Consider the following 19,827-nt stretch of genomic DNA (forward strand, 5'->3'; position numbering starts at 1 on the left):
GATCGGCCACGGACTTTATGCACCCATGGTAAAAGTCTGGACGCCGGATTGTTAGCCAGTTAATCTGCCCGGCATGTTCAAATTTCCTGACAGAGAACCGGGATGGCTAAAGAGCGTGCGTTAACCCTTGAATCGTTACGCGTTATGGATGCGATCGATCGCCGTGGCAGTTTTGCAGCAGCAGCGGATGAACTGGGGCGTGTACCGTCTGCCCTCAGCTACACTATGCAAAAGCTGGAAGAAGAACTGGATGTGGTGCTGTTTGACCGCTCCGGTCACCGCACCAAATTTACCAACGTGGGGCGCATGCTGCTGGAGCGTGGCCGGGTACTGCTGGAAGCGGCCGACAAGCTCACCACCGATGCGGAAGCGCTGGCGCGTGGCTGGGAAACCCATCTGACTATCGTTACCGAAGCGCTGGTGCCCATTGATGCACTCTTTCCGCTGGTGACCCGTCTGGCCGACAAAGCTAACACGCAGTTTTCGCTGGTCACAGAAGTACTGGCGGGCGCATGGGAACGACTGGAACAGGGCCGCGCCGATATCGTGATTGCCCCCGATATGCATTTCCGCGCCTCCACCGAGATCAATACCCGCAAGCTCTACACCATGATGAGCGTCTACGTCGCCAGTGCGGATCACCCGATTCATAACGAGCCGGAACCGCAGTCTGAAGTGACGCGGGTGAAATACCGTGGCATTGCAGTCGCGGATACTGCGCGCGAACGGCCGGTGCTGACCGTGCAGTTGCTGGATAAGCAGCAGCGCCTGACCGTGAGCAGCATGGACGATAAGCGCCGTGCGCTGCTGGCGGGTCTGGGCGTGGCAACCATGCCCTATTCATTAGTCGAGCAGGATATTGCTGAAGGTCGTCTGCGGGTAGTGAGCCCGGAATATACCCGCGAGGTCGATATTATTATGGCGTGGCGACGTGACAGCATGGGCGAAGCCAAATCCTGGTGCCTGCGCGAGATCCCGCGCCTGCTGGCGAAGAAAAACTAAGTATCGTGGTTTCAGGGCGAAGCTAAGACCGGCTCAGGCAATCCATCGCCACCGCCCTGAAGCTGTTAAAATCGCTGCTGTCCCGCAGGCGGGTCATCGCCCGTTCACGCAGGAACGTCACAAACAGATCGTAAATTGCCATTGCTTCTTCATATTCACTTTTGCTGATCGCCAACAGGAAGATGACATAGGCGGTATCGTCGCCCCACGCGATGCCGTGCGGTGCCAGCACGGTATAGACCACGGTTTTCTTTGCCAGCAGTCCCAGCGAATGCGGCAGCGCAATCCCTTCGCCGAGCATGGTGCTGACAATCGCTTCACGCTCTTCAACCGACGGATAGAACGCCGCATCTACAAAGCCCTCAGTCTGTAGCTGATCGCACAGCTGACGGAACAGTTCAGACTGGGTCATCGGCCTGTCAACGATATGAAAGTGCTGGGCATCAAAAAATTTCGCCAACATGTAGGGCCGGGTCCGGTCAACCAGCACCAGCTTACCAATCTGCTCCAGCTGAAAACCGGTGGGAAACGGTGACATCACTACCACCGGTTTCTCTTTTTCACTGAGCCGGATGGTCGAGATAACAAAATCCTCGTCAATACGACTTCGCGCTTCATATTCGCGCTGTGACAGGCGCGCCGTGATCTGTAACTGCGGGTATTTGCGCAGCAGCATCGCCTCTATCATGCGCAGCGTAGAGTTACCACTGTCGCACACCAGCAACACCTGCGGATGACGCTGATAGCCCACGTCATAGTGGCGCTCCAGCCCGACGCCAATATGCAGCACCAGAAAGCCGATCTCATTCTCGGAGATAACATACGGAGTATATTTCCCCCAGCTGGTCACCGCCGCTAAGGTGACATCGTAGGCCATCGGATAGTGCTGCTTGATGTTGCTGAGCAGCGGGTTGGGAATGTGGATCTGATAACGCACCCGGGTAATCATAGTTTTGATGTGGGTGAGCAGGTCAGCACGCAGCTGCTGATCGTTTTGCAGATTGAAGTTGTAGTGCGTGTTGATAAAGCTGAGCAGATAATCCACCAGCGCGTCGGCATCATCCGCATTGATGGCGCTGGGCGCGATCGCCTGAATGCGTCGCGCCGCAATATTGACCCGCAGCCAGTTCTCTTCCGCCGGTGAAATCGGTTTGCTGACCAGCGGGCGCATCAGATTAATCAACTGATGCGCTGCTTCCCGCACTTCATCGCCAATCTCCTCGGCACCCGGATCGTTAAGCGGATAGCCCTCGCTGATGCGACGCACCGCCACGGCGCAGTAAAGCCGCAGATAGCGTTCACCTTCATCGCTGAGGCGAATGTTGTGTTGAGCAAAACAGCTTTGCAGCAGCGGGCGCAGCGTCTCCAGCATGCCGCTGTTCAGCGCTTCAATCGTCAGCAGCGGACTCTCTGGCTGCGCCTGATCGATTTGCCATAACAGGTCGGTCAGGCAGGTACGAATTGCCACTTCGCTGCCAAACAGCTTCATGCCGTAGTGTGGCTTGCTCTCAATGGTGAGGTGATAGCGACCCAGCCATTCGCGCACCTCCGCCATATCATTCTGCAGGGTGGCGCGGCTGACAAACCACTCTTCGGCCAGCTCTTCAAGTTTCAGCGAATAAGCCGCAGTGAGAAAGCGGGTCAGCAGGTAACGAACCCGGTCTGGCGAGGTGCGTGGCACTCGTAGCGGCGACGCAGTGTGCTGCTGCAGATGCTGAAAGCGCTGAACATCCTCAATCTTCAGCTGATAGCCCGCGCCACGGCTCAGGATAAACTGCGCGCCATGCTCTGCCAGCAGCGCATTCAGCGCCGTGATATCGGTGCGCACGGTGCGGGTCGAGACGGCAAAACGCCGCGCCAGCTCATCCTGAGGCAGCGTTTCGTTTTGCAGGGCATCGAACAGTTGCGCAAGGCGCTGATTGGGAAATCTCACAAGCGTTACCTGTTTGCAGACAGAAAGTGGGAAGATCAGCCTACGGCGATCGTCACGCAACGTCCATGTCGCGCGATCGGCCTGCCGCAGGCTGATCGTGTCGATCTTCAGGCCAGCAGCGTTTTACAGATGGCCAGTAGCTGCTGCACATCTTCAATGCGGGTCTCTCCGCTGGCTTTGTCAATGATCGAACTGTAGACGTGCGGGATCACTTTGCTGACGCCCGACTCCAGCGCAATGCGCACGATCTCGCCGAAATTGTCCAGATCGATGCCGCCGGTGGGCTCCAGCCAGAAATCCTGTTTTGCACAGGCTTCCGCCACAGCGCGGTACTCATCCACCGCCTGCAGGCCGCCCATCGGGAAATATTTCACCGAGCTGCCGCCCATATCCTGCAGCATCGCAATCGCCGTTTCGATGGGCACGATCCCGTCCTGCTCTTTTGCGCTGCGCGGTCCGGTAGAGATTTTGACCCGGCCCGGCGTGCCGGTGGGCGAGATCAGACCGTTCACGATGGTCTGTGACTGGCCCAGCAGCGCACGACTGGTGGCAACGCCGGTAAAGACCTGGTTCACATGCTGTGGTTGCAGCACCGCCGAAATCTCACTCACCATCAGTGACTGATTAGGATCGCCCGCGCCCAGCCCCACCGAGAGTGCATTATCGATCAGCGCGGCATACTCACGCATATCCGCGATAGCAGCGTCATTGCTGGCGTAGTTTTTTGACAGCACGCCGACCAGCACGTGCCCTTCTGCTGCCTGCCAGATGGCGCGGGCGTTCTCCTTTGATCCCGCCAGGACGTTAAGGCAGATGCGATCCTGATAAAAGTTGGGGGTCAGCGTCATGCGTGTTTCTCTCCGTTTAACAGTGCCTGAATGCGGGTGAAAATCGTGTGCAGTTGATCGGCGCTGACGCTGCGCACGTCCGCCTCAATGATCCCCTCGTTGGCTTTGTAGCCACGGAAGTAGATCGCGACGTCGCCCTTTTTCAGCGCCTGCACCAGATCGCCGGTGCGCTGCTGGATCGCGGCTTCGTCAAATGCGATCTCAGCGCGGGCGATATCGCGTCCGGCTGCATCCCACACGATGCGGGCCGTCACGCCATTCAGGCTGTTGAGCCGCTCAATAAACGGCGTCATTTTTTCCACCATCTGCGCGCCGCTGATTTTTGGCTGAGACAGATAGTTTTCAATCGCCTGGGTCAGCCCGAGAATCCCCTCTTTGCCCACTTTCATCGCGCGGCCTATACCGTTAGTCTGGCGTTTGACCCACTCAACGTAGTGGTGTCTGCCAATGACCAGTCCGCTGGTCGGCCCTTCAATCGCTTTTGCGCCGCTGTAGATCACCAGATCGGCACCCGCCTGGTAGTAGCATTGCAGATCCTCTTCCGCTGCCGCATCGACGATTAGCGGCACACCATGCTCACGCGCAACCGCCGCGGCCTGTGCCACATCGAGATGGCTTTTCTGCACGCAGTGGTGAGATTTCACATAGAGGATCGCTGCGGTCTGTGGCGTGATCGCCGCCGCCAACTGGGCGGGTGAGCACTCGTTGCTATATCCTGCTTCCACAAGTTGCCCGCCACCCAGCGCCACCATGCTGCCGACCGGTGCGCCATAGTTCACGTTGTGCCCTTTCGGCACGACAATCTGGTGCGGGATGGTCAGCGGTGCGGCGTGCAGGTTGTCCACCAGCCAGTCGTTGTCTTTCACAATCACCGCCGCCACGCTCTGGGCAATACCGGCCGAGGCGCAGGAGACCACCAGCGCGTTCTCTACCTTCAGCAGACCGGCGATATAAGTACCCGTCTTATCCACCAGATCTTTCATTTCAAAGTAGTGGTCGAGGCCGTACTTCACCGTATCGATCACGTCACTGGACGGCGTTGAAACGCCGAGGATCGTCATACGGCCAGAGGCGTTTATTACCGGCTTCAGGCCATACTTTTCATATACCGAGTTCATGCGCTATTCCTTCTTTTGTCGCGAACCACGTACCAGCGACGACGGCCGCCAGCGGAACAAGATGCTTCTCACCGGCGATCTGTTCACCTTCTGAATCGATAAAGGGCCGGGTTTCCTCTTTGACGCTAAAAACCGTCAGGTCGGCGTCGTAGCCAATTTTCAGCTGGCCCTTGCGCAGCAGGCGCAGTCCTGCCGCCGCATTGACCGTCACACAGTCAATCACCTGCGGCAGCGTCATGCCGACGCTGAAGAATTTCGACATCACATGCGCCAGGCTGTGAACCGGTCCGGCCAGACGATTGCGGCAGTAGATGTCAGAGCTGATGGTGTCGGGCAGAATGCCCTGCGCAATCGCCACGCGGGCAACCTCAAAGCTGAAACTGGCGCTACCGTGGCCGACATCGAGTTTTACGCCACGTGCAATGGCATGTTTTACCGCCGCTTTGAGTTCACCCTGCGGCGTCAGAATGCGGTTGGGTTTGCCATTAAAACAGTGCGTGATGATGTCGCCCGTGGTGAGCAGATCCGCAATCTGGTCGAGATTGGGTGGATTATTGCCGATGTGAACCATCAGCGGCAGACCGCCACTTTCCTGCTGAATTGCCTTAGCTTTTATCAGCGGCTGGACGCCGTTCTGACCCACCACGCTGCTGCTGATGCGCGCCTTAAGGCCGACAATAAAATCGGGCAGTCGTGCTACGGCCTGCTGCACCGCTTCGCCGTCGATCTGCGTCATATCGGCCAGCTCATTCTGTGTGACGATGCCGGTGCGGGCGATATTGATCAGCGCATAGACCTGAGTCTGCGCCGCACGCGTCAGCTGGTAGAAATCGTCAATGTGTTCTGCGCCGGTGCTGCCCGCATCGACTACCGTGGTGACGCCATGCGCCACACCAATCGCGTCCGCTTCATCATGGTAAATCGGTGATTTGGGATAGCAGTGAACGTGTGAGTCTATCCAGCCAGCGCTGACGTAGTAGCGGCCCGCCAGATCGCGCTCGTGCCGGGCCTTGCCCTGCACGTTGCCGATAGCGGCAATGCGGCCATCCTGCAGCGCAATGTCGACCACCTGCTCATCGCAGAGTCTTGCTGCGCGGATAATCAAGTCGTACATGGTTTCTCCTTAACGGCAGCCCGCTGCCGGGCTGCCGGTGAGATTCAGAGAGCAATCGGGAACAGCGCACCCAGAATCATCGCGCCGAGGATGGCACCGCCGGTAATCGGTTTGTTCCAGAGGTAGAACAGCAGCGCACCCAGCAGTGAGCCCAGGCCAATCGGAATGGAGGCTGCCATAGCGGACAGGATGATCAGCGGACCCAGGAAGCGGCCCGAAGCATTACCCGCACCCATCATCACGTCTGCGCCGTAGGTGGAGTCGCTCTGATTGATGGTGAATTTACGCGCCAGAATAATCAGGTAGCCAATCGCCACGCCGATCACCAGGCCGGTCGCCAGCGAAGCCGCGAAGTTTGCCACCGGAAAGACGATGCCCGCCCCCAGCAGCAGTGCCGGAACACCCAGCCCGACGCCGGTCTGGATCGCGCCGCCGATATCCAGAATGCCCACCAGCGAACCTTCAATGATGCGGGCAAACAGGAAACTGGCACCGAAGGCGGCGACTGCACCGTAGACGCCGGTCTCCATGCCCGCGCGCAGCATCGAAACAAACGCCACTTCGTTAAACGCGCCGATGCCATAGAGGTAATACATGTGGGTTCCGGCAAAAACGCCCGAGGAGAGCAGGCCAACAAAGATTGGGAAAGACCAGTCGGCGTACCAGAAGCCTTTATTTTCGTTCATCGCATCGCCTCTTATTTGCCGCTGACTGCGTTATGGATCATGTCGAGCCAGCCGGGAATGCCGAGCTGGAAGGACTGCAGCAGCTTCATGTCGAAACCACGGAAGAAACCGCTGAGCACAAACAGCAGCACGATGGCGGTCATCATCACTTTAGTGACCCGGTTCCAGCCGCTTTCTTCCACGCCTTTACCGATCAGGATACCCAGCACCAGACCTGGCACGGCGTTGCCCATAATCAGCTGCGCCAGACCGCCAAAAATGGTGGCCCAGAAGCCTGATTTTTTGCCTGCATCAATCGCCGCCAGCCAGAAGATCACCGGCATGACGGTATTCACCAGCAGGTTAGCGGCGGGCACCAGTACTTTGACCGCGGTCACCTGCAGTGCAGCCGGCACAGCAGAGGCAGTGGAGTTGAGGAAGGCGACCACGATCATGCCGATGATGCCGCAGGCGATGGCCATTTTTTTCGGATCGTGCAGCGTCTCCGCCACATTACGGTTCTTCACCATCAAAGCGGCCGCGCCCCAGTTTGGAATGATGCGGTGATCCACATCCTGCGTGAATGAACCGGCTGCGACAGACGATGCCCAGGCATTGAAAAAGAAGCCAAGACCAAAGGAGAAGTGGGATGCCGGATCGCCCTCGCACGAATTCAGCTCGCCCAGCGTACGAAAGGCGCCCATGCCCTGGGTGGTGGGCGCATGGAACATGCGCGCAGCACCCGCACCGACGCCGACCCCGACCAGCCCGCCAATGATCAACGACTTAAACAAAATGATTAAAAACATGTTGTTGTACCTTGTTGTCGTTTTTACCCGCCCTATCCGCGACGCCGCATTGACCTGGCCTGACCGCCGCGCTATCGCAACAGCAGTGGAACGGACAAACGGCGGGCTGATGTGAACAGGTTCTGTTTTATGATGCCGCCGTGAACGTCACCTGTTCGGTGTCGAAAACGGTGACGCTGACGGTGATCTCCAGCGTGACGCTGAAGCTCCTCCGCTGGCGCGCCAGAAAGAAGAAGAGAAACTTCTCGGTTCTGACGATCTCCTGCGCGCGCAGCACCCGGACATCCTGAGGTTCAATGCGCAGCAGAATTTTTTGCGTCGCGCGCAGGACCTGGTTCTGCACCCGACTCAGGGCATCGGCAAAGGCTTTCGCTTTGGTGTCGCCTTTGCCCTCGACCGTCACCTGGGTAACGTAGTGTTCTTTCATAATCAGCTGCCGTGCTTCTTGTTCCAGGCCTGCACCAGCCGCTCGCCTAACTCTTCTTTATCCATAAAGCCGAAGCCCAGCACCGTGGCACCTTCATTGATGGCAGTGACGCCTTCGTCGACAGAACGCATGCCATGTTTTGCTTTGTAGCCATATTTGTTCTGCGCGGTAATAGCACCCGCGCCACCGCTGCCGCAGAACGAGATGCCGAAATCAGCGTTCTCTGCCTTCATCACGTCACCCAGCTTCATGTCAGCGGCCACGCCTGGCACCACGACGGCACGACCACCCGCTTTCTCGATGCCCGCGGCCACTTTCTGGCCCTTACCTAAACGATCGCCAATCACTACTGTTACCATGGTGTGTTCCTCTCTATTTGTTTGATCGCGCGACTTCAATATGCACTGACAGCAGCCAGGCCTCTTCGCGGGGGAGATTGCCAAACAGGTCGACAACCTGCTGCGCCAGCGCGACCGTTTCCGGCGGAATATCCTCAAACAACTCCGCTTCCACTTCCGGTAACGGCTCGCCGCTCAGCGAGCGTGACGCCATGGCTCCGACATGCGATTGCAGCATCTGCTGCTGGACCGCATTGGGCTGAATGCCATGCTGCTGATAGATCGCCGCAATCTGCGTCATTACGCTGCCAGCCAGCTGCTGCACTTTCTCCGGTGGCGCTTCATACACCGGGACGCCGTTATTGCTCACCTTGCTACTCCTGTTAAACCGGATAATTCGCGTTAGAAATAAATTAGCGGTCATCACCCCGGCTGTGGAGAGGCAACATTTCCAGCAGCAAGTGGAAATTGAAGTGAAGGTTGTGCGTCAGATCGCAGGCTGCACGCTTAGTGCGACACGCGTCGCAGAATGCGTAATTTGATGGATTTAACCGAGAAAAGCGGTGATATTGTGCGGCGACCAGACTGCCAGACGGTAGTTTACGGCGCGGTAATAAGCAGAAGTGATGGTAAAAACTGCCGGTCGGGCTGACCGGCGGTCGGATTAGCGGAATTTCTTATGGTTAGTATTACGGATGTCATCAAATTTAGCGGCTTCGCGTTTTGCGCCGTCCACGTTGTTAGCTTTCGCCAGCGTGCTGACCACATCAATCTGTGCGATGAGTGAGTCCAGGCCAGCGTGATAGTCTTTGATCTGCGCACTGTCAGCAGGCTGACCTTCCAGCTTATCGGGCGTCGACTTTTTGGCATCCTGCGCCGCGGCACGCATTTTGGTTAACGCCTGCTGCATCTCCTGCGCACTGTCCGTTTTCTTAACGATTTTCAGGTTCGCATTCAGCGTGTCCATATCCTGCTCCAGATCTGCCGCATAGAGACTGACGCTGGAGAACAACAGAGAAGCCGACAACATTGCAATCACATGCTTACGCATCATTACTTCCTTTTTATTGTGATGAAAAAAAGCAGCCAACAGGCTGCTTCAGGAATTCATCTTTATTGTCCCGCTATCTTCATCTCAGGCAGTAACACCGAACCGCACTGGATATTACTGCGGGTTTCAATATCGTCACCGATGGTCACCATGTTGTGCCACATCTCTTTAAGATTGCCGGCAATAGTGACTTCGCTGACCGGGTACTGAATGACGCCATTCTCAACCCAGAAACCGGCTGCACCGCGTGAGTAGTCACCGGTAATGGCGCTGACGCCCTGGCCCATCAGTTCGGTCACCACTAACCCGGTACCCATCTGCTTCAGCAGGTCGTCAAAGCTGTGGCCCTGACCCGCAATGCGCCAGTTATGAATACCACCAGCATGGCCGGTGCTGGTCAGACCCAGTTTACGGGCGGAATAGCTGGTCAACAGCCAGGTCTGCAATACGCCATCTTTGATGATGTCGCGCGCCTGAGTCCGCACCCCTTCACTGTCAAACGGCGTAGAGGCGAGCCCTTTCAGCAGGTGTGGCTGTTCACTGATAGTGAGCCACTCCGGCAGAATCTCCTGACCCATTGAATCCAGCAGGAAAGTCGATTTACGGTAAACGCTGCTGCCACTGATCGCACCAACCAGATGGCCAAACAAGCCAGTCGCCACTTCAGCGGCAAAAATCACCGGGGCTTTCATGGTCGGAAGTTTACGCGGGGCCAGACGGGAGAGCGTACGGCGCGCGCACTCTGCACCTACCCAATCCGGGCTTTTCAAATCTTCAAATGCACGGCCAATGGTATAGGCGTAGTCGCGCTCCATGTTGCCATCCTGCTCAGCGATAACGCAGCTGGAGAGCGAATGGCGGCTTGAGCAGTAGCTCTGCAACATTCCGTGGCTGTTGCCAAAGACTTTGATGCCGACGTGGCTGTTGAAACTACCGCCTTCGGTGTTGGTAATACGCTTGTCGGCACGCAGTGACGCCTGTTCCGCCTGCGCGGCCAGTTCAATGGCACGATCAGCGTCAATTTCCCACGGATGGTAGAGATCCAGATCCGGCGCATCATAGGCCAGCAGTTCTGCGTCGGCCAGACCGGCAAAGGGATCGGGTGAGGTGTAGCGGGCAATATCAATCGCCGCCTGCACGGTACGCTTGATCGCATCCGGGCTGAGGTCGGTCGATGAGGCACTGCCTTTACGATTCTGATGATAAACGGTGATGCCCAGCGCACCGTCGCTGTTAAATTCAACGTTTTCCACTTCGCCATAGCGGGTGCTGACCCCGATGCCGGTGGTCTTACTGACAGCCACTTCCGCGCTGTCAGTGCTTGCTTTAGCCAGTTCAAGTGCCTGCGCAATGGCCTGCTCCAGTACTTTTCGCTGTTCTGCAACCTGAGTAGATACGTTCATCGACCTGCCGTCTAATCTTATGTGTGAATGATTTGAGTCTATCAGAGTCAGAGAACAATTTCGCAGTCACCCGATAAACTGGTAGGATTAGCCTCTTTTTTTTGGGAGCCCGGAAATGACCAGACAGCCCGATGAGTGGCTCGACGATGTGCCAGATAATGACGAAGAAGAAGATGAAGAGATTATCTGGGTCAGTAAGAGTGAAATTAAACGCGATGCAGAAGAGCTAAAGCGCCTGGGAGCCGAACTGGTTGATCTGGGTAAAAACTCGCTGGATAAAATCCCGCTGGATGAACGCCTGCGCACCGAGATCGAACTGGCACAGCGCATCAAGAAAGAGGGTCGCCGCCGTCAGCTGCAGCTGATCGGTAAACTGCTGCGCAGTATTGATGTGGAGCCGATCCGCATTGCGCTGGATAAGCTAAAGAATCGCCACAACCAGCAGGTTGCGCTGTTCCACAAACTGGAAATGCTGCGCGATCGTCTGATTGAGCAAGGCGATGAGGCGATGAGCGACGTCATTGCGCTTTATCCCGATGCCGATCGTCAGCAGTTACGCAGCATGATCCGTAACGCGCAGAAAGAGAAAGCGGGCAACAAGCCGCCGAAGTCTGCCCGTCAGATTTTCCAGTATCTGCGCGAGCTGGCCGAAGCGCAGTAATGCCATGGCGGGCAGTTTCGCCCGCCTCCCGGCAGCCCTTACCGATAGATATAGAGAATACCGGTGCGCAGCCGCAACTGGCGTTCGCTCGATGTCGCAGAACGTCCGATATCGCCAAAGGTGACGTAAGGCACCCAGACGCGATCGTTGCCAAGCGCATAATCGAACTGTAATTCCTGTTCATAGTCATCATGCTTATTAGCAAACAGTTTCGCATCCGCGTGCTTATATACCAGCTTATAGGTGGTGGTGAGACGATCGGTTTTATTGCGCAGATAGAGGTCAAAACGGTTAGCCGTGCGATGCCGGTCAGTATCGCAATAATCAATCCCCCCGGTGCGGCATTGATCGTCATGGGCATAATCGGTCAGTTCAAGGCGATATAATCCGCCAACAGACCAGCGGTCATTAATTTTATACCAGGGCGCCACACCAAACTTCCATTCGGTGCGCGAGGAGTTAAATTCCGGCTGGATAAAAGGTGACAGCGTCCAGTTACCCCAGTAATAGGACTTCAGAAAGGTGACTTCCACCACATTTAACACGGTGTCGTTATAATATTTATCTTTTGGATCGGCGCCACCGGTTTTAAATTTGGTTTCGACGCCAAGAAACATATTATCCGGCAGCGTGGTACTCAGCCCCAGCTTGTCATAGTGCGTGCGGTCGCGAAGACGGTATTCGTGCCGGTAATCCACCGTGGCCGTTGCCAGTGCTGCTGCGGAAGTGCATAACAGCGTAACGCCCAGAGCCAATGATCGTGTTGTACTTTTTCCCATAAAAAAACATCCTTATTCTCAGTCATCAGGGCAATGAATTATCCGAACTCATTTAACCCAAAGTTAACTTATATTTAAAAACCGTATTAATATAAGATGCCACATAAATAAAACCTGTTATTTTTTAACCTGAATCCTTCTGGTTATTATTTATTTCCCGGCTACAACAGAGACGATGCTAAAAATAACCGACAGGTGTGGCCTTTCTGTTTCAGACACTAATAGAGAAAATATGGCAACTGAAGGAAGAGTGAGCAGATCAAATTCAAAAATATGTGGTATTTGTTGAGAAGATAATATTATGGGGAATACTACGTTTAAAAAAACGCCCGATATGGGCGTCGGAGATTGTTGATAAAGTTCGGCCCTGTAGCGGTAAGACCGAGCCTGCAAAGAGAACGCGGTCAGATCGGAAAGACGCAAAAGCTGTCATCGATGACACGCCCGGCCCGCGTCATCCGTAGCGCGGGACGCTTTCCTCTTCTGACCGAATTCCCTTCGCCTTGGGCAACTGCGTTGCTGCCAGATTCACCCTGATTAGGGTTTGTCATCAGTCTGAAACGCCCGAAACGGGTGCCTGTTTTTAGGCCAGCCTGTCCAACAGCTTCTGATGAATGCCGCCAAACCCACCGTTGCTCATCACCAGAATCGTGTCACCTGGCTGAGCGGCTTTTGCCACCATTTCTACCAGGGTATCGATATCCGCGCTCCAGTGTGCAGGCGGAATGCACGCTTCTGCGACATCTGAAACCTGCCACGGAATATGGTGCGGCTGGAACAGGAAGACCTCATCAGCACGCGCCAGCGACGGTGCCAGGTCGTTTTTGCTGACGCCCATCTTCATGGTATTGGAGCGAGGCTCCAGCACGGCCAGGATGCGTGCTCTGCCGCCCACTTTGCTGCGCAGGGCAGCCAGCGTCGCCAGAATTGCCGTCGGATGGTGAGCGAAGTCATCATAGACTTTGATGTTATTTACTTCGCCACGCAGCTCCAGCCGGCGACGTGCATTGATAAAGGTGTTCAGCGCCTGGCCTGCATCTTCCGGCTTCACACCGACATGCCGCGCGGCTGCAATCGCCATCAGCCCGTTGTGCATATTGTGTTCACCCACCAGCGCCCAGTTCACTTCCCCGACTTTTTCGCCGTCGAGCCAGATTTCCCAGTGAGACGCATCGTTGGTCAGCTTCTTCGCCTGCCAGCGCCCGTGCTCGCCAATGCTCTCCTGCTCGCTCCAGCAACCCATCGCCATCACCTGTTTGAGGTTAGGATCATGTTCCGGCAGCAGGATCTTGCCCTGCCCCGGCACGATCCGCACCAGATGGTGGAACTGCTTCTGGATCGCCCGCAGATCGTCAAAGATATCGGCGTGATCAAATTCAAGGTTGTTGAGTATCAGGGTTCGTGGAGAGTAATGGACAAACTTGGAACGCTTATCAAAAAACGCGCAGTCATACTCATCCGCTTCAATCACGAAGAATGGACTTTTTCCTAATTTTGCCGAGACATCGAAGTTTCCAGGCACACCACCAATAATGAAGCCGGGTTCCAGGCCGCAGGCCTCGAGAATCCACGCTGCCATGCCGGCTGTGGTGGTTTTACCGTGGGTTCCGGCCACGGCCAGCACCCAGCGATCGCGCAGCACGAAATCGTGCAGCCACTGCGGGCCAGAGAGGTAGGGAATGTTGCGTTCCAGCACCGCTTCCACACAAGGATTACCCCGCGTCATCGCATTGCCGATAATGACTAAGTCAGGCACCGGATCAAGCTGACTGGCATCATAACCTTCTGTTAATTCAATACCTTGCTGTTCGAGCAGTGTACTCATTGGCGGATAAACGTTGGCGTCTGAACCGGTCACCTGATGACCCAGTGAACGAGCCAGCACCGCCAGACCACCCATAAAAGTGCCACAAATCCCGAGGATGTGAATGCGCATAACATGATCCATTACTCAAAAGTTCGGCGCACAGTGTAACGCCGCTCGCAGACGGAAGAAACGGATTAGGACTATGGTTTTTGAAGTTCAATCGGCTAAACTGCGTACGCATCCGTTGGCAGACTGTTACGCGTGCTGCCACTCCATCGAAGATTCAGGGAATGTGTTATGAAAACGTTGGGCGAATTTATCGTCGAGAAGCAGCATGACTTTCCGCACGCTACAGGTGAACTGACAGCGCTGATTTCCGCTATTAAGCTGGGTGCCAAAATCATCCACCGCGACATCAACAAAGCCGGTTTAGTGGATATTCTGGGTGCCAGCGGCGTCGAGAATATTCAGGGTGAGCAGCAGATGAAACTGGATCTGTTTGCCAACGAGAAACTGAAGGCAGCACTGAAAGCACGCGGCATCGTCGCCGGTATCGCTTCTGAGGAAGAAGACGAGTTTGTGATCTTTGAAGGTGAAGAAAACGGTAAGTACGTGGTGTTAATGGATCCACTGGATGGTTCTTCTAACATCGACGTTAACGTTTCTGTCGGCACCATTTTCTCTATCTACCGCCGCGTCAGCGAACCGGGTACGCCGGTTGTTGAAGCGGACTTCATGCAGCCAGGCAACAAGCAGGTCGCTGCGGGTTACGTGGTTTACGGCTCCTCCACCATGATGGTTTATACCACCGGTGCAGGCGTGCATGCGTTTACTTACGATCCGTCTCTGGGTGTATTCTGCCTCAGCCACGAACGTATGACCTATCCACCAACGGGTTACACCTACTCCATTAACGAAGGTAACTACATTCGTTTCCCGCAGGGTGTGAAGAAATATCTGAAGTTCTGTCAGGAAGAGGATCTGCCAACGCACCGTCCTTATACCTCACGTTACATCGGATCGCTGGTCGCGGATTTCCATCGTAACCTGCTGAAAGGCGGTATCTACCTCTATCCAAGCACCGCCAGCCACCCACAGGGCAAGCTGCGTCTGCTGTATGAGTGCAATCCGATGGCCTTCCTGGCCGAGCAGGCGGGCGGTAAAGCCAGCGACGGTCAGAAGCGTATTCTGGATATTCCACCGGTCACGCTGCACCAGCGCTGCCCGTTCTACTGCGGTAACGAGGCGATGGTGAACGACGTTGAGCGTTTCCTGGCCGAGTTCCCGGATTGCCGTCAGGGTTAATCCGGCTCAGGTAAGGTAAAATTTTGAAAGCCTGCTCAATGCAGGCTTTTTTATTGTTTCGCTAATATCACGTCTCTGACGTATCGCGATGCTGGTAATAATGGGCTATCTCTTTTTCAGCTCGTTTGCGCATACCTGAATTAGCGGGAAAATGAACTAATCCGGCAAAATATAAAAGCAGCCCCAGGAAACTGATGAATAAGCCAAAAAAGGAGCCAGCAGATATTATGAATATCCCCAATGCCAATGCTGCCAGACCTGTAACTAAAAGCATAAAAGCAGTGCAAATTCTGGATTTTATCTTAGATTTATTGAAATATAGCTTACCACCATTATCGATACTCAAAACATATTGATGGACAGCAAAATACTTAAAATCTGTTATTTCACTCGAATGGTTAATGATGCCAATAACTTCCTGCTGAATTATCATGTTTTTTATACCATAAATCTGCTGATTCGATAGTGTCACATAACGATTCTTAAGATGCGTTGACTCTTCCTTTTCGATAATTCCATCATTAATTTTATTTTTCAAAATTTTAATTTTATTGCTAAGTGTATGCTGAAAAACATGTTCGATCTTAATATTTTTAGCAATCCGCCGACATAAATAAAATAAAGTAAGCAATATCACAGCCAACATGACATCAAGAGGCGAACGCTCCAACAGGGAGGTTAGCCTTTCAAGGGTTTCAACGAATACAGTATCCATATTCTCAGTCCTGATTATTTACAATAATGATTTATTATCCATGCTAACTAAAAAAACATTAGATAAAAATAACTTAGGCTCAAAGAACAGTTAACATATCGACTTTAGTAAAGATGAGAAAAAAGAATGAGCGCATCATAAATGCGCTCACCATTTTTACGCCGTCTGCAATCTGAACTGCGCCATCGTCGCCTGAAGCTGGCCGGACTGCGCTTCCAGCGACTGGGTCGCGGCGGTGGCCTGCTCTACCAGTGCCGCATTCTGCTGCGCCGTTGCATCCATCTGCGTGACCGCCAGATTGACCTGCTCAATGCCACGGCTCTGCTCGTCGGAGGCCATCGAGATCTCTTTCATCAGTGCCGTTACGCGCATCACTTCACCAGAAATTTCATCCATGGTTTCCCCGGCGCGCGTCGCCATCTCGCTGCCCTCTTTGACCCGCGACTGTGAATCGCTAATCAGCGTACGGATCTCTTTAGCCGCATTAGCACTGCGCTGTGCCAGCGTACGCACCTCATTCGCCACCACCGCAAAGCCACGCCCCTGTTCGCCGGCTCGCGCCGCTTCGACGGCGGCGTTAAGCGCCAGAATGTTGGTCTGGAAGGCGATGCCGTCAATCACGCTGAGAATGTCGCCGATACGATTGGCGCTATCGGTAATCTCATGCATTTTTTCCATCACGTAGCAGACCACTTCAGCGCCGCGATCGGCGGTATCAGAGACCGCGTTAGCCAGCTGATGCGCCTGCTGAGCGTTGCTGGCGTTAAGACGGACCGTGGCCGTAAGCTGCTCCATGCTGGCCGCCGTCTGCTCCAGCGAGGCAGCGGACTCTTCGGTGCGCTGCGACAGATTGACGTTACCCGCCGCCAGTTCACGGCTGCCGATGTCGATCTGCATACTCGCTTCACGCACCTGACTCACCGAGGTGCGCAGTGACTGCTGCATCCCGCTCAGTGCATGATTAAGCCTGCCCAGCTCGTTGTTGCTGGACGGCGGCAGCGCCTGCGACAGGTCGCCAGCCGCGATCTGTTCAAGATGGACAATCGCCAGATTCAGCGGCTGCAGCAGCATCCGGCGCAGCAGTTGCCAGGCGAGCACCAGCAGCAGTAGTGTTAATACGCCTGCCACAGCGATCAGAATTTTCATTTTGGTTTCATTGTAGGCCGCCTGTGCGAGCTGGGCCTCGGTGACCTGTCCGGCGAACTGGCTGAAGTCTGTGACAGCGTTGTTGTAGCTTGCCGCCAGCGTCGCCAGGTTGCCTTCCAGCAGCTGGTAATATTCGTCAGTGTATTGCTTATCAAGCGCGTCCATCATCGGTTTGATGCCCTGGTCGAGATAGGCTTTGTAACTGGCTGAAATCGCGTCCGCCAGCATTTTCCCGTGCGCCGTCACCGTTCCGGCATCCACAAAGCGCTTCAGGTTTCGCTGTGATGACACCACATCCGCCTGCGACAGCTTTGTCACTGCCGCGCCCTCTTCCAGCATACCGATTTCAATTTTACGCACCGCCAGCGCTGCATTAGCGCGGGCCCGCATCAGATCTGAATTACTCTGGTAAAGACTGTTCAGCTCGATCCCCTGAATACGGTTGATCACATCCAGCGAGCGATTCCCTTTATTAATTGCCACGATACCCATAAAACTCACCGCCAACAGCAGCAGTGTCATAAATGCCAGCAATGCCAGCAACCCCGTGCGAAGTGATATCTGTTTCATCCTGATAATTTCCGTGTAAGAGAAAAGGCGAATTTTCCAGCGGCCCTAAAACGGATGAAGTATCGGCAGTAACGGCGCGAAACTTTAACTCTGATTAGTGTTAACAACTTGATCATCACGGGAACATCCATCAAGCTAATCGCCGCTTATCCGTTATCCGGAGAAAAGAATGAAACCAGGATTACTTCTGATGCTGCTGTGCCTCAGCACGGCGGCGCTGGCAGGGGATCTGCCGACAGACGCCTCGCCCGACCGCTGCCTCAATGACGCCTCGACTACCCTTGCCATGAACCAGTGCTACGCTGCGGCCAATCGGGCCTGGGATCAGGAGATGAATAAGCAGTACAACACACTGATGAAAACCCTCTCCGGTGAACCTAAAAACAAACTGCGTGCCGCGCAGCGCGCCTGGCTGAGCTACCGCGACAGCTGGCTTGAGACGAGCCGCAGCCAGCTCACTACACAAGGCTCGCTGGGCAGCGTGGCGCTGAGCGCTCAGAGCCTGAGCCTGGTGCGCAATCAGGCACTGATGTTGCAGTCACTTGGTAAAGGCAGCTGTGCTAACCCCGATGACTGCTGATCGATAACCGGCTTTTGCGCTGGCTGAAGTCAGCGCGCTCATTCACCTTCAGGGAGAAACCATGGCTGCTTACGCCTCGACCATCATTCTGATTTGCCTTGCCGTGCTGAGTTATTTCGTTCACAACAACGCGGTCACGATTTCGATTCTGGTGCTGCTGGCGATTAAAATTACCCCACTGGCGCAGTTCTTTCCCTATGTGGAGAAACAGGGCATTACTTTAGGCATCATTATTCTTACCGTGGCGGTGATGGCCCCGCTGGCCAGCGGCTCACTGCCCGCCTCCGCGCTGCTCAAATCGTTTGCCAACTGGAAGTCGATTGTGGCGATTGTGGTGGGGATTTTTGTCGCCTGGCTGGGCGGTCGTGGCGTGAACTTTATGAGCGTGCAGCCGTCGGTCATCGGGGGACTGCTGATTGGCACGGTGATCGGCGTAGCGTTCTTCCGCGGCGTGCCGGTAGGGCCACTGATTGCCGCAGGCATTGTTTCGCTGTTTGTGGCGGCGAAGTAGCGTTTGGGCGCATTCCGAAACGCCAAAAAGAGGGCATACTTTCAGAGTCAGTTGGCTATAATAGCCGACACTCAACATACGACTACTGAAGGAATGCCAGATGAGTTTGAACCAGGTGCCAGCAGGTAAAGACCTGCCAGAAGATATCTACGTTGTCATTGAGATCCCAGCGAATGCTGATCCGATCAAATATGAAGTTGATAAAGAGTCTGGTGCCCTGTTTGTAGACCGTTTCATGTCTACCGCCATGTTCTATCCGTGCAACTACGGCTACATCAACCACACCCTTTCTCTGGATGGTGATCCGGTTGACGTACTGGTTCCGACCCCGTATCCACTGGTCCCAGGCTCAGTGATTCGCTGCCGTCCGGTTGGCGTGCTGAAAATGACCGACGAGTCTGGCGAAGATGCCAAACTGGTTGCCGTTCCGCACACCAAGCTCTCTAAAGAGTACGATCACATTAAAGATGTGAACGACCTGCCAGAACTGCTGCGTGCACAGATCACCCATTTCTTTGAGCACTACAAAGATCTGGAAAAAGGCAAATGGGTGAAAGTGGATGGCTGGGATAACGCCGAAGCCGCTAAAGCCGAAATCATCTCCTCTTACGAGCGCGCACAGAAGAAGTAATCCTGCTGCCGGTTTGTGAGTCGAAAAAAAAACACCGTCCAACTGGACGGTGTTTTTGTTCAGGCCTCTGGCTCCTCATCGCGCTTCAGCCAGTCACCACTCATAATGCGCTGGCGTCCTGCCACTGAGCGTTGATAGACATAAAGCCATGCACTGCCAAACGGCGTCTGAGTCAGATAACGTTTGTACTCTCCCCCTTTGGTGCGAAGCGCATCCAGCTCCGCAAGGGTTGAGGCATCAATGCGGTACACTTCACATTGTACCGCTCCATTGCCCTCTATGACGCCGGGATAATGCCCCAGACTGTAAAGCTCAAAGCCTTCAATCTGGTGATCACCCAGCCACTGCGCATTCGTCATCCAGTGACTGTTTCCCTGTTTGCGCCGTAAACTGCCGTAGACAATTATTCGCATT

22 protein-coding genes are annotated in these 19,827 nt (G+C 54.8%); 6 read left to right on the forward strand and 16 right to left on the reverse strand.

All coding sequences use genetic code 11. From position 1 onward, the window contains the following. Nucleotides 1-102: 102 nt before the first annotated feature. Nucleotides 103-1,002 carry a LysR family transcriptional regulator gene (locus AC6I8J_RS16095; protein ID WP_013359142.1) on the forward strand — a complete coding sequence of 300 codons (900 nt, stop codon included), beginning with the start codon at nt 103-105 and terminating at the stop codon, nt 1,000-1,002. A gap of 22 nt (nt 1,003-1,024) precedes the next feature. On the opposite strand, the gene AC6I8J_RS16100 is transcribed toward AC6I8J_RS16095, so the two are convergent. The 11 genes from AC6I8J_RS16100 to pmbA form a co-directional block, all read right to left on the reverse strand. Next, nucleotides 1,025-2,935 (reverse strand): BglG family transcription antiterminator, encoded by a 1,911-nt coding sequence (locus AC6I8J_RS16100; RefSeq protein WP_285087483.1) that lies wholly within the window; start codon nt 2,933-2,935, stop codon nt 1,025-1,027. A gap of 107 nt (nt 2,936-3,042) precedes the next feature. After that, nucleotides 3,043-3,783, reverse strand: coding sequence for a 2-dehydro-3-deoxy-phosphogluconate aldolase (gene dagF, locus AC6I8J_RS16105; RefSeq protein ID WP_161735378.1), 741 nt, complete (start codon nt 3,781-3,783; stop codon nt 3,043-3,045). Next, nucleotides 3,780-4,901 (reverse strand): DgaE family pyridoxal phosphate-dependent ammonia lyase, encoded by a 1,122-nt coding sequence (locus AC6I8J_RS16110; RefSeq protein WP_161735379.1) that lies wholly within the window; start codon nt 4,899-4,901, stop codon nt 3,780-3,782. Before AC6I8J_RS16110 ends, dagF begins: the two co-directional genes overlap by 4 nt. After that, nucleotides 4,885-6,015 carry an amidohydrolase/deacetylase family metallohydrolase gene (locus AC6I8J_RS16115; protein ID WP_497825570.1) on the reverse strand — a complete coding sequence of 377 codons (1,131 nt, stop codon included), beginning with the start codon at nt 6,013-6,015 and terminating at the stop codon, nt 4,885-4,887. Before AC6I8J_RS16115 ends, AC6I8J_RS16110 begins: the two co-directional genes overlap by 17 nt. A 44-nt stretch (nt 6,016-6,059) precedes the next feature. After that, a complete protein-coding gene (locus tag AC6I8J_RS16120; protein ID WP_010256482.1) occupies nt 6,060-6,701 on the reverse strand; it encodes a DUF4310 family protein in 642 nt (213 codons plus the stop codon). Between the two features lie 11 nt (nt 6,702-6,712). Then, the gene (locus AC6I8J_RS16125) at nt 6,713-7,489 is read right to left on the reverse strand and encodes a DUF4311 domain-containing protein (protein WP_161735383.1); all 777 of its coding nucleotides are present in this window, start codon (nt 7,487-7,489) and stop codon (nt 6,713-6,715) included. A gap of 127 nt (nt 7,490-7,616) precedes the next feature. Further along, entirely contained in the window at nt 7,617-7,916 is a 300-nt protein-coding gene (locus tag AC6I8J_RS16130) for a DUF4312 family protein (protein WP_497825571.1), read from the reverse strand. 2 nt (nt 7,917-7,918) lie between these two features. After that, nucleotides 7,919-8,275, reverse strand: coding sequence for an SFCGS family glycine-rich protein (locus tag AC6I8J_RS16135; RefSeq protein ID WP_010256477.1), 357 nt, complete (start codon nt 8,273-8,275; stop codon nt 7,919-7,921). A 13-nt stretch (nt 8,276-8,288) separates the two neighbouring features. Next, nucleotides 8,289-8,624 carry a glycine dehydrogenase gene (locus tag AC6I8J_RS16140; RefSeq protein WP_285087469.1) on the reverse strand — a complete coding sequence of 112 codons (336 nt, stop codon included), beginning with the start codon at nt 8,622-8,624 and terminating at the stop codon, nt 8,289-8,291. A 294-nt stretch (nt 8,625-8,918) separates the two neighbouring features. Next, nucleotides 8,919-9,305 (reverse strand): cytochrome b562, encoded by a 387-nt coding sequence (cybC, locus tag AC6I8J_RS16145; protein WP_161735395.1) that lies wholly within the window; start codon nt 9,303-9,305, stop codon nt 8,919-8,921. A 62-nt stretch (nt 9,306-9,367) separates the two neighbouring features. Next, on the reverse strand, nt 9,368-10,708 hold the full coding sequence (gene pmbA, locus AC6I8J_RS16150; RefSeq protein WP_161735387.1) for a metalloprotease PmbA: 1,341 nt from the start codon (nt 10,706-10,708) through the stop codon (nt 9,368-9,370). 115 nt (nt 10,709-10,823) lie between these two features. Between pmbA and yjgA the strand changes: the two genes are divergently transcribed. Then, nucleotides 10,824-11,369, forward strand: coding sequence for a ribosome biogenesis factor YjgA (gene yjgA, locus AC6I8J_RS16155; protein WP_013359154.1), 546 nt, complete (start codon nt 10,824-10,826; stop codon nt 11,367-11,369). A 38-nt stretch (nt 11,370-11,407) separates the two neighbouring features. On the opposite strand, the gene AC6I8J_RS16160 is transcribed toward yjgA, so the two are convergent. Then, nucleotides 11,408-12,148, reverse strand: coding sequence for an oligogalacturonate-specific porin KdgM family protein (locus tag AC6I8J_RS16160; RefSeq protein WP_135907641.1), 741 nt, complete (start codon nt 12,146-12,148; stop codon nt 11,408-11,410). A 583-nt stretch (nt 12,149-12,731) separates the two neighbouring features. After that, entirely contained in the window at nt 12,732-14,084 is a 1,353-nt protein-coding gene (gene mpl, locus AC6I8J_RS16165; protein WP_222924947.1) for a UDP-N-acetylmuramate:L-alanyl-gamma-D-glutamyl-meso-diaminopimelate ligase, read from the reverse strand. A gap of 168 nt (nt 14,085-14,252) precedes the next feature. Between mpl and fbp the strand changes: the two genes are divergently transcribed. Beyond that, a complete protein-coding gene (fbp, locus tag AC6I8J_RS16170; protein WP_010256459.1) occupies nt 14,253-15,260 on the forward strand; it encodes a class 1 fructose-bisphosphatase in 1,008 nt (335 codons plus the stop codon). Between the two features lie 67 nt (nt 15,261-15,327). On the opposite strand, the gene AC6I8J_RS16175 is transcribed toward fbp, so the two are convergent. Together AC6I8J_RS16175 and AC6I8J_RS16180 are read right to left on the reverse strand one after the other, a co-directional pair. Beyond that, on the reverse strand, nt 15,328-15,975 hold the full coding sequence (locus tag AC6I8J_RS16175) for a hypothetical protein (protein ID WP_497825572.1): 648 nt from the start codon (nt 15,973-15,975) through the stop codon (nt 15,328-15,330). A gap of 156 nt (nt 15,976-16,131) precedes the next feature. Then, entirely contained in the window at nt 16,132-17,691 is a 1,560-nt protein-coding gene (locus tag AC6I8J_RS16180) for a methyl-accepting chemotaxis protein (protein WP_497825573.1), read from the reverse strand. A gap of 169 nt (nt 17,692-17,860) precedes the next feature. Here AC6I8J_RS16180 and AC6I8J_RS16185 point away from each other — a divergent pair, with 169 nt between their 5' ends. The 3 genes from AC6I8J_RS16185 (at nt 17,861) to ppa (ending at nt 19,413) form a co-directional block, all read left to right on the forward strand. Further along, the gene (locus AC6I8J_RS16185) at nt 17,861-18,271 is read left to right on the forward strand and encodes a lysozyme inhibitor LprI family protein (protein ID WP_497825574.1); all 411 of its coding nucleotides are present in this window, start codon (nt 17,861-17,863) and stop codon (nt 18,269-18,271) included. Nucleotides 18,272-18,332: 61 nt separating this feature from the next. Beyond that, a complete protein-coding gene (locus AC6I8J_RS16190; RefSeq protein ID WP_253420161.1) occupies nt 18,333-18,782 on the forward strand; it encodes a DUF441 domain-containing protein in 450 nt (149 codons plus the stop codon). A gap of 100 nt (nt 18,783-18,882) precedes the next feature. Next, nucleotides 18,883-19,413 (forward strand): inorganic diphosphatase, encoded by a 531-nt coding sequence (gene ppa, locus AC6I8J_RS16195; RefSeq protein WP_003855519.1) that lies wholly within the window; start codon nt 18,883-18,885, stop codon nt 19,411-19,413. A 59-nt stretch (nt 19,414-19,472) separates the two neighbouring features. Here ppa and AC6I8J_RS16200 read toward each other — a convergent pair whose 3' ends face one another. Further along, nucleotides 19,473-19,826, reverse strand: a complete 354-nt coding sequence (locus AC6I8J_RS16200) for a gamma-glutamylcyclotransferase family protein (protein WP_013359161.1) — start codon at nt 19,824-19,826, stop codon at nt 19,473-19,475. Between the last annotated feature and the right edge of the window lies 1 nt (nt 19,827).

This window comes from Pantoea sp. X-Soil-ISGK-355 (assembly GCF_059730805.1).

Coding starts and splice junctions, on each gene's coding strand:
- AC6I8J_RS16095 (WP_013359142.1), top strand. CDS start 103: ATGGCTAAAGAGCGTGCGTTAACCCTTGAATCGTTACGCGTTATGGAT.
- dagF (WP_161735378.1), bottom strand. CDS start 3,783: ATGACGCTGACCCCCAACTTTTATCAGGATCGCATCTGCCTTAACGTC.
- AC6I8J_RS16110 (WP_161735379.1), bottom strand. CDS start 4,901: ATGAACTCGGTATATGAAAAGTATGGCCTGAAGCCGGTAATAAACGCC.
- AC6I8J_RS16115 (WP_497825570.1), bottom strand. CDS start 6,015: ATGTACGACTTGATTATCCGCGCAGCAAGACTCTGCGATGAGCAGGTG.
- AC6I8J_RS16120 (WP_010256482.1), bottom strand. CDS start 6,701: ATGAACGAAAATAAAGGCTTCTGGTACGCCGACTGGTCTTTCCCAATC.
- AC6I8J_RS16125 (WP_161735383.1), bottom strand. CDS start 7,489: ATGTTTTTAATCATTTTGTTTAAGTCGTTGATCATTGGCGGGCTGGTC.
- AC6I8J_RS16130 (WP_497825571.1), bottom strand. CDS start 7,916: ATGAAAGAACACTACGTTACCCAGGTGACGGTCGAGGGCAAAGGCGAC.
- AC6I8J_RS16135 (WP_010256477.1), bottom strand. CDS start 8,275: ATGGTAACAGTAGTGATTGGCGATCGTTTAGGTAAGGGCCAGAAAGTG.
- cybC (WP_161735395.1), bottom strand. CDS start 9,305: ATGCGTAAGCATGTGATTGCAATGTTGTCGGCTTCTCTGTTGTTCTCC.
- pmbA (WP_161735387.1), bottom strand. CDS start 10,708: ATGAACGTATCTACTCAGGTTGCAGAACAGCGAAAAGTACTGGAGCAG.
- yjgA (WP_013359154.1), top strand. CDS start 10,824: ATGACCAGACAGCCCGATGAGTGGCTCGACGATGTGCCAGATAATGAC.
- AC6I8J_RS16160 (WP_135907641.1), bottom strand. CDS start 12,148: ATGGGAAAAAGTACAACACGATCATTGGCTCTGGGCGTTACGCTGTTA.
- mpl (WP_222924947.1), bottom strand. CDS start 14,084: ATGCGCATTCACATCCTCGGGATTTGTGGCACTTTTATGGGTGGTCTG.
- fbp (WP_010256459.1), top strand. CDS start 14,253: ATGAAAACGTTGGGCGAATTTATCGTCGAGAAGCAGCATGACTTTCCG.
- AC6I8J_RS16175 (WP_497825572.1), bottom strand. CDS start 15,975: ATGGATACTGTATTCGTTGAAACCCTTGAAAGGCTAACCTCCCTGTTG.
- AC6I8J_RS16180 (WP_497825573.1), bottom strand. CDS start 17,691: ATGAAACAGATATCACTTCGCACGGGGTTGCTGGCATTGCTGGCATTT.
- AC6I8J_RS16185 (WP_497825574.1), top strand. CDS start 17,861: ATGAAACCAGGATTACTTCTGATGCTGCTGTGCCTCAGCACGGCGGCG.
- AC6I8J_RS16190 (WP_253420161.1), top strand. CDS start 18,333: ATGGCTGCTTACGCCTCGACCATCATTCTGATTTGCCTTGCCGTGCTG.
- ppa (WP_003855519.1), top strand. CDS start 18,883: ATGAGTTTGAACCAGGTGCCAGCAGGTAAAGACCTGCCAGAAGATATC.
- AC6I8J_RS16200 (WP_013359161.1), bottom strand. CDS start 19,826: ATGCGAATAATTGTCTACGGCAGTTTACGGCGCAAACAGGGAAACAGT.